This window comes from Candidatus Avelusimicrobium luingense, assembly GCF_902757105.1.
Lineage (GTDB): Bacteria > Elusimicrobiota > Elusimicrobia > Elusimicrobiales > Elusimicrobiaceae > Avelusimicrobium > Avelusimicrobium luingense.
In genome coordinates this window covers 80,608-97,181 of sequence record NZ_CACVTK010000002.1, presented here as the reverse complement: position 1 = coordinate 97,181, position 16,574 = coordinate 80,608, and the positions used below count along the sequence as shown (strand labels likewise).

At 45.2% G+C, this 16,574-nt stretch carries 16 protein-coding genes; 13 read left to right on the top strand and 3 right to left on the bottom strand.

Annotated features, from left to right (window positions below):
* Positions 1-47: 47 nt before the first annotated feature.
* Entirely contained in the window at positions 48-1,361 is a 1,314-nt protein-coding gene (locus tag ACQY3H_RS01920; RefSeq protein ID WP_428074300.1) for a peptide MFS transporter, read from the bottom strand.
* A gap of 212 nt (positions 1,362-1,573) precedes the next feature.
* On the opposite strand from ACQY3H_RS01920, the gene ACQY3H_RS01915 reads away from it, so the two are divergent.
* From ACQY3H_RS01915 to ACQY3H_RS01900, 4 genes are all read left to right on the top strand, one after another.
* A complete protein-coding gene (locus tag ACQY3H_RS01915; protein WP_428074297.1) occupies positions 1,574-2,119 on the top strand; it encodes a type IV pilin protein in 546 nt (181 codons plus the stop codon).
* Between the two features lie 75 nt (positions 2,120-2,194).
* A complete protein-coding gene (locus ACQY3H_RS01910) occupies positions 2,195-3,838 on the top strand; it encodes an acyl-CoA dehydrogenase family protein (RefSeq protein WP_428074295.1) in 1,644 nt (547 codons plus the stop codon).
* A gap of 8 nt (positions 3,839-3,846) precedes the next feature.
* Positions 3,847-4,635 (top strand): electron transfer flavoprotein subunit beta/FixA family protein, encoded by a 789-nt coding sequence (locus ACQY3H_RS01905; RefSeq protein ID WP_428074293.1) that lies wholly within the window; start codon positions 3,847-3,849, stop codon positions 4,633-4,635.
* Positions 4,632-5,816: an FAD-binding protein gene (locus ACQY3H_RS01900; protein ID WP_428074291.1), complete on the top strand. Its 1,185-nt coding sequence runs from the start codon at positions 4,632-4,634 to the stop codon at positions 5,814-5,816. Before ACQY3H_RS01905 ends, ACQY3H_RS01900 begins: the two co-directional genes overlap by 4 nt.
* 270 nt (positions 5,817-6,086) lie before the next feature.
* On the opposite strand, the gene ACQY3H_RS01895 is transcribed toward ACQY3H_RS01900, so the two are convergent.
* Positions 6,087-6,587, bottom strand: coding sequence for a type IV pilin protein (locus ACQY3H_RS01895; RefSeq protein ID WP_428074289.1), 501 nt, complete (start codon positions 6,585-6,587; stop codon positions 6,087-6,089).
* Positions 6,588-6,798: 211 nt separating this feature from the next.
* Here ACQY3H_RS01895 and ACQY3H_RS01890 point away from each other — a divergent pair, with 211 nt between their 5' ends.
* Genes ACQY3H_RS01890 through gpmI form a run of 4 tightly spaced genes read left to right on the top strand, consistent with a single transcriptional unit; the run spans position 6,799 to position 11,310 of the window.
* A complete protein-coding gene (locus tag ACQY3H_RS01890) occupies positions 6,799-8,445 on the top strand; it encodes an ATP-binding protein (RefSeq protein WP_428074287.1) in 1,647 nt (548 codons plus the stop codon).
* The gene (locus ACQY3H_RS01885) at positions 8,442-9,152 is read left to right on the top strand and encodes a hypothetical protein (RefSeq protein WP_428074285.1); all 711 of its coding nucleotides are present in this window, start codon (positions 8,442-8,444) and stop codon (positions 9,150-9,152) included. The genes ACQY3H_RS01890 and ACQY3H_RS01885 overlap by 4 nt, the downstream gene beginning before the upstream one ends.
* Position 9,153: 1 nt before the next feature.
* A complete protein-coding gene (locus ACQY3H_RS01880; RefSeq protein WP_428074283.1) occupies positions 9,154-9,747 on the top strand; it encodes a 3'-5' exonuclease in 594 nt (197 codons plus the stop codon).
* A 9-nt stretch (positions 9,748-9,756) separates the two neighbouring features.
* Entirely contained in the window at positions 9,757-11,310 is a 1,554-nt protein-coding gene (gpmI, locus tag ACQY3H_RS01875; RefSeq protein WP_428074281.1) for a 2,3-bisphosphoglycerate-independent phosphoglycerate mutase, read from the top strand.
* A 57-nt stretch (positions 11,311-11,367) separates the two neighbouring features.
* On the opposite strand, the gene ACQY3H_RS01870 is transcribed toward gpmI, so the two are convergent.
* Complete coding sequence (locus ACQY3H_RS01870) at positions 11,368-11,925, bottom strand: type IV pilin protein (protein WP_428074278.1); 558 nt, start codon at positions 11,923-11,925, stop codon at positions 11,368-11,370.
* 154 nt (positions 11,926-12,079) lie between these two features.
* Between ACQY3H_RS01870 and ACQY3H_RS01865 the strand changes: the two genes are divergently transcribed.
* The 5 genes from ACQY3H_RS01865 to cysS all read left to right on the top strand — a co-directional run bounded on the left by ACQY3H_RS01865 (position 12,080) and on the right by cysS (position 16,524).
* Positions 12,080-12,307: a DUF167 domain-containing protein gene (locus ACQY3H_RS01865; protein WP_428074276.1), complete on the top strand. Its 228-nt coding sequence runs from the start codon at positions 12,080-12,082 to the stop codon at positions 12,305-12,307.
* 100 nt (positions 12,308-12,407) lie between these two features.
* Positions 12,408-13,355, top strand: coding sequence for a PIN/TRAM domain-containing protein (locus tag ACQY3H_RS01860; RefSeq protein WP_428074274.1), 948 nt, complete (start codon positions 12,408-12,410; stop codon positions 13,353-13,355).
* Positions 13,356-13,361: 6 nt separating this feature from the next.
* Positions 13,362-14,516 carry a 2-C-methyl-D-erythritol 4-phosphate cytidylyltransferase gene (ispD, locus tag ACQY3H_RS01855; protein WP_428074272.1) on the top strand — a complete coding sequence of 385 codons (1,155 nt, stop codon included), beginning with the start codon at positions 13,362-13,364 and terminating at the stop codon, positions 14,514-14,516.
* Positions 14,517-14,518: 2 nt separating this feature from the next.
* Complete coding sequence (locus ACQY3H_RS01850) at positions 14,519-15,124, top strand: hypothetical protein (RefSeq protein WP_428074270.1); 606 nt, start codon at positions 14,519-14,521, stop codon at positions 15,122-15,124.
* On the top strand, positions 15,124-16,524 hold the full coding sequence (gene cysS, locus ACQY3H_RS01845) for a cysteine--tRNA ligase (protein ID WP_428074268.1): 1,401 nt from the start codon (positions 15,124-15,126) through the stop codon (positions 16,522-16,524). Before ACQY3H_RS01850 ends, cysS begins: the two co-directional genes overlap by 1 nt.
* Positions 16,525-16,574: the final 50 nt, after the last annotated feature.

Here is a 16,574-nt window from a genome sequence, read left to right as displayed (position 1 = left end):
TAAAAGAACCCCCGCCAAAAGCGGGGGTTCTTTTGCATACGAATAAATTATTGAATACCGTTCATCCACTTCTTAATCGGTTTAATGAGTACCAGTAGCACCAGGGAGGCACAGATCGGTACAATGACCGGCCATGTAAAGAATTGCTGCAACGTCATTTTGCTGAGTTGGCCGGAGTAAAGACCGGCTAATTTCCCGGCAACAGACGTCGCCAAGAACCAAATACCCATAAACAGCGAAATAAACTTGGTGGGGGATAATTTCGTCACCATAGAAAGTCCCACCGGGCTCAAACACAACTCGCCCATGGTGAACATAAAATACGCACCGACGATCCACATAATACCCATTTTGTTATCGCCGCAAACAATGGTGGAAAGTAACAAAATGATATATCCCGAAGCAATCAGCCAAAACGCTACCATAAATTTGGCGGGTACACTTAAATCTTTCCCTTTTTTGCCTAAATTGACCCATAATTTGGATAGCACCGGGGCAAACAACATAATAAACAAGGGGTTGATAGATTGGAACCATGCCGTCGGAATTTCAAACGATTTTCCAAAGAAATGAATAATACGGTCTACGTGCTGGTCGGCAATTAAGTTAAGCGCGGCGCCTTTTTGTTCAAAAATCGCCCAGAAGAAAATCGTAAAGAACGCCATAATACAAATGACGGCAATACGTTGCCATTCTTCTTTTGTTAGCGGGGCGTTGGAAACTTCTTTTTTAGCGGTTTCCTTTATATATTCTTTGGGGGCCTTACCTTTGCCTTGCAAGTATTTGTCTTTCCCCCAAATGAATAAAGCCAGTCCGAAAATCATTCCTACGGCGGCTGAACCGAAACCGTAAGCCCAGCCGAATTTGTGTGCCAGAGTCCCGGCGATAATTCCGGCTAAGAATGAGCCCAGGTTAATGCCCATGTAGAAAATGGTAAAGCCACCGTCGCGGCGGGCATCGTTCTTTTCATACAAATCACCGACGATGCTGGAAATGTTCGGCTTGAAAAAACCGTTACCGATAATAATAAGCCCCATGGCTACCCACACGGCCGGCAGAGACCCTTGCCCCATGCACAGTTGCCCTAATGCAATACAAATACCGCCGATAATAATACAGGCGCGTTTGCCGAGCCACCGGTCGGCAATGTAACCGCCGAAAAGCGGGGAGAGAAAAATTAAACTCATTAAATTGCCGAAATATCCGCTGGCTGTTTCGGTAGAGAGTAATAACTCTTTGGTGAGATACAAAATAAACAGGGCTTTTAACGAATAGAAACTGAATCGTTCCCACATTTCGGTCGCAAATAAAAGGTACAGTCCGGCCGGTTGTTTCTGTTTAACAGCGGTTGTGTTTGGCATAAAAACTCCTTGAATAGGGAAAATGTCCTTATTTTCCCATTATAACATTATTTCTTTGAGAAAAAGCAAGAGCGGTCTTTCAGCGAAAAACATTTCTTCTTGTCTCCCCGGATTGCTTGGCGTAAAAATTATTTGTTTTATTTGAAATTGCTTGACATCGTTTTTTTTTGTTAAATTATTATTTAAGCAAAATCATATAAAGGAGCGTCATTATGAAAAGCAATAGGTTGAACTGTTTGGGTGGTTTTACGTTAATAGAATTATTGGTGGTAGTTTTGATTATCGGTATTTTGGCCGCGGTAGCCTTGCCGCAATACCAAAAAGCGGTAGAAAAATCACGCGCAAGCGAGGCGTTACCAATACTAAAATCGGTTTATCAGGCCGCACAGGCCTACTACATGGCCAATGGCGAGTGGCCCGCTAAATTTGACGAACTTGCCGTAGAAATCCCGTGGACGGGAAACGTAAAATGGCGTAATTCCTCTGTGATGAGAGATACCCGTTCCAATGATTTATGGTCATTACAAATCTATCAAGAAACAGGGTATGGTTGGTCGGTAATTATGGGTCGCATTAGCGGAAAATATAAGGGGGCTGGTTTCTCTGTCTCGGAAGATGGAACGTGGTATTGTAAGGAAAGAATTGCCGATGGCGTTACGTTTGACGGCAATGAGGGGGACTACTGCGTAAAAATTATGCGTTGTTCCGGTACTCCGTTTAGTAATTGGAATGGACGTTCTTATCCTTATCAACCTTAAAAAATATAGTTTAATTTCGTTTTATTCCCCCAAAAATAGTACAATATACTATATTCTATTTTGGGAGACCAAAACATGGCTAAAAATGATTTGACTACCCGCAACCTCATGTTGGATAGTCTTAAGCAGTACGCAAAGAACCGTATTTCCTTTAATCTCTTGCGCGAATATGACGCCAAGAACGAAATTCCTTTAGACATTTTGAAAGAAATGTACGACCATGATATTTTGGGCGTACATCTTTTGCTTATTCCGGAAGAATATGGCGGACTCGGCGGTCAAACGACCGAAATCTACCGCGTGTGCGAGCAACTGGCACGCATTGATCTCGGTATCGCCACGGGCGTTTTTGCTACCTTTTTAGGAAGCGACCCGCTTAACGTGGGCGGTACTCCCGAACAAAAAGCCAAATGGTTCAAAAAAATCGCTCATGAAAATAAACTCGTCGCTTACGGCGCTACCGAAGCCGATGCCGGTTCCGATTTGGTTTCCTTACGCACCCGCGCCGAACACGTTATTCAAAACGGCAAAGTAGTCGGCTATAAAATTACGGGTAGCAAAATGTGGATTTCCAATGGCGGAGTTGCCGATATTTACACCGTTCTGGCGCTTGCTCCCGGTGGGCCGAGTTGGTTTATTGTAGAAAAAGGCACGCCCGGTTTTACGCAAGACGTGCACGAAGATAAACACGGTATTCGGCTGTCCAATACGGCGGGGCTTGCGTTTGATGAAGTATATGTTCCGGCGGAAAATTTAATCGGCCTAAAAGAAGGGCAAGGCTTTTTACAAGCGCAAGCCGTTTTCGGTTATACGCGCTTAATGGTGGCTGCGTTTGGACTTGGCGGCGGCGAAGAAGCCGTAGAAACCGCTTTGGAATATGCCGGACAACGTATCCAAGCCGGCGGGCCGCTTTCGCAAAAACAAGGGTTTATGTTAAAACTCATTACGCCGCACTATATCCGCTTTGAAGCGGCGCGCGCGTATATTGACTGGACGGCTAAACAGTTAGAAGTCAATAACCATGGACTTGCTACCGAGGGTGCTATCGCCAAACTCTATGCTACCGAATCGGGCAACAAAGCCGCCGAAGACGCTATTCAAGCCATGGGTGGTTTCGGTTACACGAAAGAATTTGCCGTAGAGAAAATTAAACGCGACGTCAAAATCACTTGCATTTACGAAGGAACAAGCGAAGTGTTGGAAATGACGATTTTCCGCGGACGCTGGCAAGAACACTTAAAATCGCGCGGCCAATACTACTTAAACCAAGCCGCCGAATTTGATGCCTTGCATGCACAAAACCCGCAAGTCGGTGCAGACAGTATTGCGTTAGGGTTTAGAGCGCTTGCCCGTATTTTGGAAGATTGCCGCGTCAATAAACTCACTCGCCACCAATATGTTACGTTTATGTTGGGTGATTTAATCAGCGAAATGGAAGTCGCCGCCGTATTTACGCGCCAATGCGCTAACAAAATCGTAACGGAAGGCAGCCGCTTTGATTTGGCTACTTTGTGCACGATGGCGCGCGTCAATGCTCGCCAAAGTGCGTTTAAGACGGCCGGCGAAGGTTTACGTCTGATTTTGGGCACTTGCCCGGCTATCAATACGGCCGAAGTCAGCCAAGCGGTCAATCTCGTTGGCATTGAAGACAAAATGCGCGGGCTCATTGACGATATGGACACCGTATCGGCTAAATTGCGTGAGATTTTCAAGAAATAGGATAACGTATGCATATTATCGTTTGTATTAAACAAGTTCCCGATTCTACCCAAGTAAAAGTAGATCCCAAAACCGGTACGCTCATCCGTGCGGGCGTGCCCAGCATTTTGAACCCGTACGACCATTTTGCGTTGGAAAAAGCATTGGCTATCAAGGCTAAAACAGGGGCGAAAGTAACCGTTTTGTCTATGGGGCCGCAACAGGCCACCGCTGTTTTACGCTTGGCTCTTGCATTAGGCGCGGACGAAGGTGTCTTGCTTTCTGCGCGTGCCTTTGCCGGATCGGATACGTGGGCAACGGCGTATGCGCTGGCTATGGCGGTTAAAAAAATAGGGCAATTTGATTTGGTGTTATGCGGTCAAATGGCTATTGACGGCGACACGGCACAAACCGGGCCGGAAATGGCTTACCACTTGAATATCCCGCAAATCACGTTTTGCGAAAGTATTGACGCTAACGGTAACACCGTTGTTGTTAAAAAACTCATAGAAGGCGGACACCAAATCTTGCAAGCCGATTTGCCGCTGCTTGTTACCATGACAATGCCGGCTGATTATGTGGCGAAATATCCGTCATTTATGGCGGCTCATAAAGCGCAAGATAAACTGATTCGCACCTGGACGGACGCCGATATCGGCGCTGACCCGCATAAATTAGGGTTAGAAGGTTCTCCTACCCGTGTGGATAGAATCTTTCCGCCGCCTGCCAGAACCAAAGGAGAAATGTTCTCCGGCTCTGATATGGAACTAGCCAATAAATTCGTAGAAATTTTGAAAAAGGAGCGTGTCGTCAAATGATTCAGATTTCTCAAAAATGTGTTGGATGCGGTAAATGTACGGCCGCTTGCCCGTTTGGGGCGCTCTCTTTAGTTAACCGCAAAGCGGTGGCTTCTGCCGCTTGCACAATGTGCGGTGCTTGTGTGAGTCAATGCCCGGTGGGTGCGCTTTCTTTGCCCGCTACTACCGCGGTTAAAAAAGATTTATCTGCCTATAAGGGTGTGTGGGTATTTGTAGAAGTGGGTAATAACGGACAAACCCAACACGTACGTTCCGTCGGTTATGAGTTGCTTTCCAAAGGACGCGAACTGGCTAACCAAGTGGGCGAAGAACTCTGCGCGGTCATTATCGGCAGTAACGTTTCGCCATTCTTTGCGGAAATGTCCCAATACGGCGCGGATAAAATTTACGCCGTAGATTCGCCCGCGTATGCACAATATAATACGGCTGCGTATGCAAACGCCTTAGGAACGCTTATTAAAAAGTACAACCCCAGCGTAGTCCTTTTCCCGTCCACATTTATCGGGCGTGATTTGTCCCCGCGGCTCGCGGCGGAATTATTTGTAGGACTTACGGCCGATTGTACCGGACTCGCCATTAAAGACGGTAATTTGATTCAAACCCGTCCCGCTTTTGGCGGTAACATTATGGCCGATATTAAATGTCCGGACTACCGCCCGCAAATGGCAACGGTACGGCCCAACGTATTTAAGAAAGTGGTATCCGCCCCCGGCAAAATGGCACAAGTGGTGTCCGAAATGATACCGCTGCCTGCCGAAGCGGCCAAAGTACGCGTGATTAGTACGCACTTTGATCCGCCCGCTAGCGGCGTCAAATTGGACGAAGCCGAAGTGGTTATTGCCGGCGGACGCGGTATGAAGAATAAAGCCGGGTTTGACCTGCTTGAAAATTTGGCAGCCAAGTTAGGCGGAACGGTAGGCGCCAGCCGCGCGGCGATTGATTTGGGCTTAAAAGAAAAAGACAAACAAATCGGTCAAAGCGGTGTAACGATTGCCGCCAAATTTTACGTGGCATGCGGTATTTCCGGCGCGGTACAACACGTGTGCGGTATTGAACACAGTGATGTGATTGTGGGTATTAACAAAGACGCCAATGCTCCCATATTTAACGTATGCAAATACGGGCTGGTGGGGGATGCTACCCAAATTCTACCCAAAGTATTAGAACAGTTGAAGAAATAATTAACGGCCTCGTTATGTTTCGTAATTCGCAGGAAAGCGGCAATAATTTGCCACATTTGAGTATCTTTGCGCCGCCTTGCCCTTGACGTGATTACCACCACGCCTATACGGGCAACTAGCGGCGCAAATCTATCTCAAATCTGACAAATCAGGCAAACTCCTATAATGTTAGCCCGTAACGAACGGCTGTTCGTAAGTTTCGTAAGCAAGCACAAGGGCGCAATATTAGTTGCGCCCTTGTGTTCTATTTCCAATAAACAAATTGTCATTTTATAGACTTAGCGGGTAATCATCCCAACCGGGTTCGCCGTTGTAAGAAGTAGATGTCCCCATGGTTGTTTGACATAATTTGCGGGCTTCGGAATTAGCCGCCGTGGAAGACGGTACTCCACAGACAATGTTTGGGCGGTCTTGATCCTCTAAATAGGCCGCCAACCAAATTTGGGTTCCGTCAATTCGCTGGTAGTATAAGATTTGAATATGCGGCGTGATTGATGAGCCCGGGTTATGTACGGATAAATTGGTAAAGTAAGGGATTTGATTATTCGGAAAATCTAAATCTAAAAGAGATAAATCTTGGGTATATTCCCCGTTTGCCAAAAAATATATTTGTTCGGCATCAACCAGCGATTTCAGCGCGGTGATTCCTTGCGTAAAACGTGCTTTATGTACCGTTTTTTGATATTGCGGCAACGCCACGGCGGCTAAAATGCCGATGATGAGTACGACGACTAATAATTCAATAAGCGTAAATGCTTGTATGTTTTTCATAAAAAATGTCCTTGTAGAAATACCAATATATTATAGCATGGTTTTTTTTTGTCAATGCCGGATTTGACAGCCCGGCAAAATGGTCGGGTAGGTAAGTCAACTAAAAAAGGCAAGGCAAGGGTGTTTAATTGATATAATATCTATAAGTATGTCTTTATTCTCTAAACTGTTTAAGTTATTTGTGGGTGTGGTACTAATGCCGGTAATACCAATGATATTATTACTGGTGTTTTATCAGGTTCATTTGAAAGATAACATTTTGGAAACCCATGCCAATTTGGCGCAGATGGTGGCGTCCTCCTTAAATCAACACATTGAGGATTTAAATTGGCGGCTTGCGTTTACGCAAAATGTATCCTCTTATTTACAACAAAAGAAAAACCCGCAACCCCTTTTGCAGGAAGCGTTGGCCGCTAATCCTGATTTTGTGATGCTGGCCGTTTTGTCATCTAAAGGTAAAGAACTTTACCGCGCGGGAGAAAAACAAGTATTAAACCAATTGCCGCCGCTTGATTTAAGCAATAAGGAAGAATTAGCCGAATTGGCTGAAAAGAAACAACTTTTTATCAGTAGTTTTGACGTGGTATCCGGTCGCCCGATTAGCGAGTTTATTTATCCGCTGCCTAACGGAGATTTTTTGTATGGTGTTATGAGTTTCTTTAGTTTCTTAACACGCTTGCAAGAGCAACGTATCGGTAATACCGGACACATTTATATTGCCGATCAGGCCGGACAAATCTATACCACGCCGTATCAGTATAGCCCCGATTTCGATGCCGCCGTTTTGTCGCGTGCGTTTTCCGCCAAAAATCCGCTCATTAAAAATTTGAAAACATCGCGCGAGACATATGTCGGCGCATATGCCCCCACTCCGATTTTAGGCGCGTATGTGGCGGTTTTACAACTTAAAAGTGAAGCCTACCGCAGTATCTATTACACCAACATTATTTTGGCACTTTTCTTGCTGACCATTATGACGTTATCCTATTTCGGGGCATTGACGTTTGCCGAAAGATTGGGCGAACCGATCGGCGCATTGTCTAATGCCGCACGCGAAGTTTCCGCCGGACATCTGGACCAAAAAATTGATGAAGATATCGGATGGGGGGAATTTAAGCAACTTATTGCCGCGTTTAATAAGATGACGGCTGATTTACAAGATTATCAAGTCTTGCAACTCCAAGCGCAAGCCAGCCAACTTAAAGAACACGTGTTCCGCGCCGTTGCACACGATTTGCGCGCCCCGTTACTGGGTTTGCAAGGATACTTATATATTTTGCAAAGCGGTAAAGCCAGCGAAGAAGAAAAGAAACAGTATTTGGAATTGATGAGCCAAGCCGCACGTAACTTATCGGCCTTGTTGGAAGATGTGTTGGAAGTATCGCGCGTGGAAGCGGGGATGCTTGCTCCGCAAAAGGGACCGGTTGATATGGCCAAACTGGTGCAAGAAGTAGTGGATACATTAGCCCCCACCGCCGCCGAGAAAAAAATTGACTTAAATGCCGTTGTCCCCGCATGGCAAGTGCCCGCTGATGAAAAACTTCTTCGCCGCGTGTTAACCAATTTAGTATCTAATGCTATTAAATTTACCGAAAAAGGATATGTCCGTTTGCGTGCAAAACAAGATGAAAAATGCTACTTTATTACTGTAGAGGATAGTGGTATCGGTATGAGTGAGCAGGAAATTAAGGGTCTGTTCCAAAAGTACCACCAAATTCATGCGGATAAACCCGGCTATGGGCTTGGCTTATTTATCAGCCGTCAAATTGTAGAATCTCATGGCGGCACGTTAAGCGTTACCAGCCGGCCCGGTGAAGGCAGCGTTTTTACGATAACGTTACCTAAGGAGGAAAAATGATTGTATTTTGGCGTTTGTTTTTGGCCTATTTCTTAACTGATTTCGTGTTCTTCCACAAAACAATTAACCAAGTGCGCGAAGAAAAACCCGTCAAAGGGGCCATTTTACACAGTGTCGTATTTTTGTTTTGGGGTTTTTTATTGTGTAAAAATTATTTAACGATGGAATGGCCGTTTTTGGAATTGTTTGACTTACCCGGTTGGGTATGTATTTTGCTGTTTTGTGCATTTCACGTATCTACGGACGGCCTTTTTCAATTCGGCGGCAAGTGCAAACATGGGTTTGTATTGACGTTCTTTCTTAAAAATATCGTTAATTTATTATTTTTATTTCTGTGTGTACCATTCAAAGTCTTGTATGAAACGGGTAACTTTTTTGCAGAACCCTGGATTGTGTTTTGCGCGGGGCTTGTGGTGGCTACGCGTGTAATCGGGTGGGGCCTTATTGCCGTAGAGCAAGACCGCCACGGGGTAAAGTATATTTCCTTTGATGAGCGGCTGGTGCTGATGATTGTACGCGCGATTTTCTTTTTGATTATGCTGCTGCCCGGTTGGCGGTGGAGAGTTTTATTCTTTGTATGGTTATTTATTTGTATGTATGCACGTAGAATCCGCTTGATGGACGTGTCTAACTTTGTATTTTACGTAGGAGCATTTGGTGCGGCATTTATCGGGTTTTTAGTACGCTTGCGCTTTTATCTAATATAATATGGAACTGTCTGACGTTAAATTTGCTTGCTTGGATACGGAAACAACCGGCCTTAGTTTTGATAGCGGCGGTAAAATTTGCGAAATCGCCGTTTCTGTTTCCCAAAACGGACGTGTATTAGAAGAATTTTCTACCCTTATCAATCCGGATACCCCTATTTCCCCGGCGGTAATTGCAATTCACGGCATTACTAACGAAATGGTGAAAGATTCCCCGAAATTTGAAGATATCATCCCGCAGTTACTGGGTGTGTTGGACGGATGCGTATTAGTAGCGCATAATGCCGGGTTTGATATTCCTTTTATACGTGCGGAATTTAATGCGTGTGGGGTTAATTTCCCACCCTATCCGGTAATTGATACCTTAAAATTGGCACGCAAAAGCGGTATGTTTGCCAGTAATCGTTTGGGGGATGTAACCCGCCAACTCGGATTTAATTGCGAAGGGTGGCACCGGGCTATGGCCGATACAAAAATGGCCGAAAAGATCTTATATTATTTCATTACAACCCTAAATCAACGCGGAGTACATACATTGGAACAATTAGATGATTTTCAATGTAAACGCTGGGCTGATTTAGTGAGTTGTAAATAGGAGAAGATTATGAAAAAAGTAGTCTTGTTAATTCGTGACGGCTGGGGGAACGCAAAAGCGGGGCCGTACAACGCGGTAAGTTTGGCTAAAATTCCAAACATTACGAAGTATTTAGCCAATTATCCGCATACGCAAATTGAAGCATCCGGCGAGCAAGTAGGTTTGCCGGCCGGTTATATGGGATCCAGCGAAGTGGGACACTTAAATATGGGCGCCGGACGTATTGTTGTGCAAGAATTAAAACGCTTGAAAGATACGATTGAAGACGGCTCGCTCTTTAAGTCCGCTGCGTTTAGTGCGTGTATCGATAATTGTATTAAAAATCATAAACCGTTACATGTCATGGGCCTTGTGCAAGACGAAGGCGTCCACGCACACCATGACCACTTGCACGCCATTATCAAATATGCGGCCGAAAAAGGTATCAAAGAAATTTATGTTCACTTTTTTTCTGACGGACGCGATACGCCGCCGCAAAGTGCTATCGGCTATATCCGCACGTTAGAAGAAAAAATGAAAGAAGCCGGCGCCGGCAAAATTGCCACTATCCAAGGCCGCTACTACGCCATGGACCGCGGCGAAGATTGGACATTGACCGACAAAGCCTATAATTTAATTGTCCGCGCGCAAGGGTTGCACGGCACGACCGCAGAAGAAGTGGTCAGCACCGATTACAAAACCTTAAAAACACCGGACGGCGGCCCCATGGTAGATGAATATATCCCGCCGACTGTGCTGGGCGATTATAAAGGAATGGAAGAAAATTCCAGCGTGATTTTCTTTAACTTCCGCCAAGACCGCGCCATCCAACTAACCCGCGCGTTTATTGACGATAATTACCCGGGCAAAGACCGCGGCGCGCGCGTGCCTTGCGTGTTCTGCGGGCTGACGAAATACTACGATTCGTTCCCGTATAATGCCTTGCCGTCTATGACTGACGGCGGTGGCATGAATAATCTGTTGGGCGAAGTCATTTCCAAGGCCGGCTTAAAACAATTACGCTTGGCCGAAACGCAGAAATTCAAACATGTTACGTCTTTCTTTAACGGGAAACTGTTAAAACCGTACCCCGGAGAAGACCGCATTGAGAAAAAAGGCCGTTTTGATCCGGCTACATTTGCCGAGCATCCGGAAATGGAAGCGTATATCGTCAAGGACGAAGCCATTAACCAAATCAATTCGGGCAAATACGATTTTATCGTTATTAACTTTGCTAACTGCGATATGGTAGGGCATACGGGCAATTTGAAGTCCGTTATCAAAGCGGTAGAAGTGGTGGACGAATGCACCGGTGCCGTAACCGAAGCCGCACTTGCCAAAGACTATGTGGTGCTTATTACGGCCGACCATGGTAACGCCGAAGAAATGTGGGATGAGAAAATCAATATGCCCAAAACCGCACACACGACCAATTTGGTAGATTTTATTTATGTGGATAAAGATAATAAATCTGCCCAAATGCAACCGACGGGGAACCTCGGTGATGTGGCCGCCACGGTATTAGACGTCATGGGTATTGAAAAACCCGCTGACATGACCGCGCGGAGTTTAATTAAACACTAAAACGATTGGTTTGTAGCAAAAAATATCCCCGATGAAATACATCGGGGATATTTTTATTTAGAAAGGAAGTGTGTACGAACGACCGTAAGCAAACGAATCTTTCGGTGTTCCTTGCACTATTTTTTGACAATAACTGCCGGCACTTTTGGTAAATAGTAAGTTGCTGCCTTGTAATTGTTCCCAGCAGATAAGTTTATCTTCGTACGATTTATATTCGGCGTCGGCGGTATATAATCGGTATTCAAACATAATCCCTTGATACGGACCGCGTATGCGATACATAAATAAACTGTTTTGGTTATGAGCCGTATAGATTTGTAACGACCAATCATCCGAAGATCGCGTATCGGTACTTTCCACTCCGGTATATCCTTTGGTGGTTCCCGTCCAGGGCATTTCTACGTCTAATTCATCAAATCTCGTAGCGTATGAACCGCTGGCCATATAATGTGCTTTGGCCGCTTGCGCCAGTGATTTCAGTACCGTTAAGCCCTGTGTCGCTCTGGATTTTTCTACGGCTTTTTGATATTGCGGCAAGGCCACACTTGCCAAAATACCGATAATTAAAACGACTACTAATAACTCAATAAGCGTAAATGCTTTTGTATTTTTCATAGAGTTTTTCTCCTTACTATTTTTACCAACACCTTATTATCGTTTTTTTTTTTTATTTGTCAAGTAAAATTTTTCGGCCGGATGATTTTAGTACCTGCTTATATACCAAAAACGATATGGGAAAGGGTGTATAGTAAAAAGTTATAATATGTTTATGGAGCAATACTTAAAAGTAAAAGTACACGCCGGCGAAAAGAAAAATAAACTGACGGAAAAATCGGCAGACAGTTTTGAAATTTGGGTCAAAGCCCCAGCCGAACAAGGCCGCGCCAATGAAGCCGTCCGCACCTTGCTTGCCGCGCACTTAAATATCGCGGAAAATAAACTTTCCCTGATTAAAGGTGCCACCAGCCCCGCCAAAATTTTTCTCAAACGCGATTAACTTCATCGGGAACAGATACCGTTTCCACTTCCACGTAAAAAGTGCTAAAATATAAGAGTCTGTAATGGGGGATTTTCCCCGTATTTTTATAGGAGGTTGTATGCCGATTTGGATTTTCCGTATCGCTACTTTAGTAGCATTTCCGTTTCTTACATACACATTTATCAAACAAGATTGGATGACTCTGTTAGGGGGTCTGTTATGCGGCGCAATCGTCGTGGCTGGTGAAGTGCTTTTCAAACGTTTGCGTCTAATTAAAATTATGATTGCCTGTACCGGCTTGTTAATGGGCTATATGCTTTTTGTGCTTATTAACAACGTGGTTATTTTGGTGGAACACCAAGATGCTATCAATTGGTGGAATACCTATTCTTTCAAAGCGGAAATTGTTTTACTCGTCTTTGGGGTGCTTGCCAGTATTTGGAAATCGCGTGATTTGGAAGGGCTATCGTATAAAGGGCAACATTTAAAAGTAGTAGATTTATCTGCTTTGTTGGACGGACGTGTGATTGATTTATGTGAAATCGGTTTCTTGCCCGGTATTATGGTGTTGCCGGTTTTTGTGTTAGACGAACTGAATAAAATGGCCGCCTCTAACGATCCGTTGGAACGTGCCCGTGGTCGTCGCGGATTGGATATTTCCACGCGTTTACAAGAACTCAAAGGTGTTACGGTGCGTCTTACGAATAAAAACGTCAAAGCCGCTACACCCGAAGAACGTATTGTGAAATTGGCCAAAAGTTTAGATGCACAAGTGGTGACGTTAGATTTTAATATTAGCAAGGCTGCCTTACTATACAATGTTACCGCGCTTAATATTGCCGACTTAACTACCGCGCTTAAACCGGTAGTATTGCCCGGCGAAACGATGTCTTTGTTTGTCATGAAAGAAGGCAAAGAAAAAGAACAAGGCATCGGTTATTTAGACGACGGAACGATGGTTGTGGTGGAAGAAGGCCGCAAATCTATCGGTAAACGCATTGAAGTATCGGTTTATTCTATTTTACAGACCTCTTCGGGCCGGATGATTTTTGCAAAAGTTAAATAGTTTGATATGAGTAACGAAACAGGTTTTTCGTCGGTAGTTATTGTGGCGGGGGGGAGCGGAAAACGTATGGGCCGCCCCAAACAAATGCTTCCGTTAGGCGATAAGCCTGTACTCGTGCATACTATTTTGGCATTTAAGCAAGTGCCGCAAGTGCGGCAAATTGTGGTAGTTACTCCGTTGGAAAATCGCGCCGGTGTGGAAAAATATATTTCCGACGTGACGTTCGTTGATCCCGGAGATACTCGTTTGGAATCTGTTAAAAACGGTTTTGCGTGCGTGGACAAAAATGCCAACACCGTTGCCGTGCACGACGGCGCACGCCCACTAGTCAACCCGCAATATATTCAAGATTGTTTGGCAGCGGCTGACAAATACGGCGCCGCGGTACTGGCTGTGCCTGTTAAAGATACCGTTAAAGAAAGTGATGGCGAATTTGTCGGGCGCACGTTAGAGCGCGCTACTTTGTGGGCTGCGCAAACGCCGCAAGCCTATCGGCGCGAAATTTTGCAAGAAGCCCTGGAAAAATTCGGCCACCAAACAGATGCTACCGATGAATCACAACTGGTAGAAAAATTAGGTGTTAAAGTGCGGCTGGTGATGTCTGATTATAAAAATAATAAAATCACTACGCCGGAAGATTTGATTTTTGCAGAGGCCCTTGTGAACACAAAAGAAATGTACCGAACAGGTTTTGGATTTGATTTGCACCGGTTAGAGCCGGGCCGCAAATTGTTTATCGGTGGCGCGGAAATTGCGCATACCAAAGGATTTCTGGGACACAGCGACGGCGATGTCGTGCTGCACGCTATTTGTGATGCGTTATTAGGTGCGTTGTGCGAAGGGGAGATCGGTATTTTATTCCCGCCGACTGATCCGAAAATTAAAGGTATTTGCAGCGTGGATATCGCTAAAAAAGTGTTGGAAATTGTTCGCGCGCGCGGTGGTGAAATTGAACATATTGATGCCACGTTAATTACCGAAGAACCGAAAATTAAACCGCATTATAATACGGTGCGTAACAGTTTGGCGCGCGTATTTGAAATGCCGGTGGAAAATGTCAGTTTTAAGTCAAAAAGCCATGAAAAAGTGGGCGAAATCGGGCGCGGCGAAGCGGCCATGTGCCACGCCGTAGCCACCATTAAAATTACCAATAAGGAGTAACTATGAAAATTCGTTTAAGTATTATTTTAGTAGCGGGGGCGTTGTTGTGCGCGTGTGCTTCCGGTTCTTCGTTTAGTTCGCGTAAAAGAGTGACGCAAGGAATTGATTATTCCCGTTACGGTAAACAAGAATCGTATTATGAATTTTCTTCCCCAGTTCCTTCTGATTTGGGCGAAAATGCTTTCGCTGATACGTTAACCAACAATCCGGAAACTACCGAAACGGCCGAAGAATTGTTGGGCGAAGATGAAGATTTTGTGTCTGAAAATTTAGCCGGTTCCTATCGCTCTTACGGGGATGTGGTGGTAACGGTAGCCTCGCGCAAATTTGAACTTGGCTCGTCGGCTACGCGCAAAGATATGTCCATGCTGATGAAAGCCATTGAAACCTCGTACACCAAGTCTTTCCGTATGTATCAACCCACCGGTTTTACATACACGATGAGTAGCGTGGGTGCGGTCAATCCGCTTTCGGTAGTTCAAATTCAATGCCGTATGAGTGAACGCTCGGCTAATGCCAACGGTCAAAAAGCCTGTCAGGTGTTTTTTGAACAAATTAAAGTTAATTTCTTACGTCTCAAAGCCAATACGGCGAACGAGGGAAAATAATGATGAAATTATATAATACTGCCTCTCGGCGCAAAGAAGATTTTAACCCGCAGAATCCAAAACAAGTTACCATGTATTGCTGTGGGCCGACCGTGTATAATTTTGCACATATCGGTAATTTACGTACGTATATTTTTGAAGATTTATTGTCACGCACCATTCGCTTGCACTATCCGCTTAAACATGTGATGAACGTAACCGACGTTGGACATTTAGTATCCGATGCCGATGACGGCGAAGATAAAATGGAACTCGGCGCTGCCCGCGAAGGAAAAAGTGCGTGGGAAATTGCTAAATTCTACGAACAAAAATTTTGGCAAGATTATGATGCGTTGCACTGCACGCGTCCTACCATCATCAGCCGCGCCACCGAACATATCGGCCCGATGATTGAACTGGTCAAAACGTTGGAAGAAAAAGGATATACATACCGTACGTCTGACGGAATCTATTACGATACCTCCAAATTTGACCGCTATGATGCCTTGGTGGGGCACGCACATATTTCCGGCTTGCAAGGCGGAGCGCGTGTGGAAATGAGTGACGAAAAACGTAATCCAACCGATTTTGCTTTATGGAAATTTTCTCCCAAAGATAAAAAACGCCAAATGGAGTGGGATAGCCCGTGGGGAGTCGGTTTCCCGGGGTGGCATATTGAGTGCTCTGCCATGGCGATGAAATATTTAGGCGCGACGTTGGATATCCATTGCGGCGGCATTGACCACGTAACGATTCACCATACCAACGAAATTGCCCAAAGCGAAGCCGCTACCGGACAAAAGTATGTCAATTATTGGGTGCATGGCGAGTTTTTAATTTTGCGCTCTGGCAAAATGTCTAAATCGGGCGGCACTTTTGTAACGTTAGATGTACTCAAAGAAAAAGGATACGAGCCGCTTGCATACCGTTATCTCTGTTTAGGGGCACACTACCGTACACAGTTGGAATTTTCGTACGAAAGCATGGACAGCGCCGCCAAAAGTTTGAAAAATTTGCGTGCGTTGGCCACGCAAATTGGGGTAGCGGCCAACCGCACCGCACAGGAAACCGAAAAGAGCCGCGCGTGGAAAGATAAATTGATTGCCGCGATGGAAGATGACTTAAATGCCCCCAAAGCCTTGGCTATTACTTGGGAAGCCGTCCGCGCGGGTGATTTGTCCGCCGGCGAAAAATGGGACTATTTGCAATTGGCTGACGGTATTTTATCGCTTGATTTATTGGTGCCGGTGGACAGTGAACAACCTACCGAACTTCCGGCAGAAGTACAAGCGTTGGCGGATGCCCGTGCCGCGGCGCGTAAGGCCAAAAACTGGGCGGAGTCGGATCGCTTGCGTGACGAAATTGCCAAAGCGGGCTATACCGTAAAAGATACGCCTCAAGGCCAACAAATTAGTAAATAACAGCCTTTTGAAAAAACACAAAATACCCCTAGATTCCTAGGGGTATTTTG

Bases quoted from the DNA above. Each gene is read 5' to 3' on its own strand.
- ACQY3H_RS01870 (WP_428074278.1), bottom strand. From the start codon at position 11,925: ATGAAAAATACAAAAGCATTTACGCTTATTGAGTTATTAGTAGTCGTT.
- ACQY3H_RS01910 (WP_428074295.1), top strand. From the start codon at position 2,195: ATGGCTAAAAATGATTTGACTACCCGCAACCTCATGTTGGATAGTCTT.
- ACQY3H_RS01860 (WP_428074274.1), top strand. From the start codon at position 12,408: ATGCCGATTTGGATTTTCCGTATCGCTACTTTAGTAGCATTTCCGTTT.
- ACQY3H_RS01915 (WP_428074297.1), top strand. From the start codon at position 1,574: ATGAAAAGCAATAGGTTGAACTGTTTGGGTGGTTTTACGTTAATAGAA.
- ACQY3H_RS01895 (WP_428074289.1), bottom strand. From the start codon at position 6,587: ATGAAAAACATACAAGCATTTACGCTTATTGAATTATTAGTCGTCGTA.
- ACQY3H_RS01905 (WP_428074293.1), top strand. From the start codon at position 3,847: ATGCATATTATCGTTTGTATTAAACAAGTTCCCGATTCTACCCAAGTA.
- ACQY3H_RS01890 (WP_428074287.1), top strand. From the start codon at position 6,799: ATGATATTATTACTGGTGTTTTATCAGGTTCATTTGAAAGATAACATT.
- ACQY3H_RS01880 (WP_428074283.1), top strand. From the start codon at position 9,154: ATGGAACTGTCTGACGTTAAATTTGCTTGCTTGGATACGGAAACAACC.
- cysS (WP_428074268.1), top strand. From the start codon at position 15,124: ATGATGAAATTATATAATACTGCCTCTCGGCGCAAAGAAGATTTTAAC.
- ACQY3H_RS01920 (WP_428074300.1), bottom strand. From the start codon at position 1,361: ATGCCAAACACAACCGCTGTTAAACAGAAACAACCGGCCGGACTGTAC.
- ACQY3H_RS01900 (WP_428074291.1), top strand. From the start codon at position 4,632: ATGATTCAGATTTCTCAAAAATGTGTTGGATGCGGTAAATGTACGGCC.
- ACQY3H_RS01850 (WP_428074270.1), top strand. From the start codon at position 14,519: ATGAAAATTCGTTTAAGTATTATTTTAGTAGCGGGGGCGTTGTTGTGC.
- ispD (WP_428074272.1), top strand. From the start codon at position 13,362: ATGAGTAACGAAACAGGTTTTTCGTCGGTAGTTATTGTGGCGGGGGGG.
- ACQY3H_RS01865 (WP_428074276.1), top strand. From the start codon at position 12,080: ATGGAGCAATACTTAAAAGTAAAAGTACACGCCGGCGAAAAGAAAAAT.
- ACQY3H_RS01885 (WP_428074285.1), top strand. From the start codon at position 8,442: ATGATTGTATTTTGGCGTTTGTTTTTGGCCTATTTCTTAACTGATTTC.
- gpmI (WP_428074281.1), top strand. From the start codon at position 9,757: ATGAAAAAAGTAGTCTTGTTAATTCGTGACGGCTGGGGGAACGCAAAA.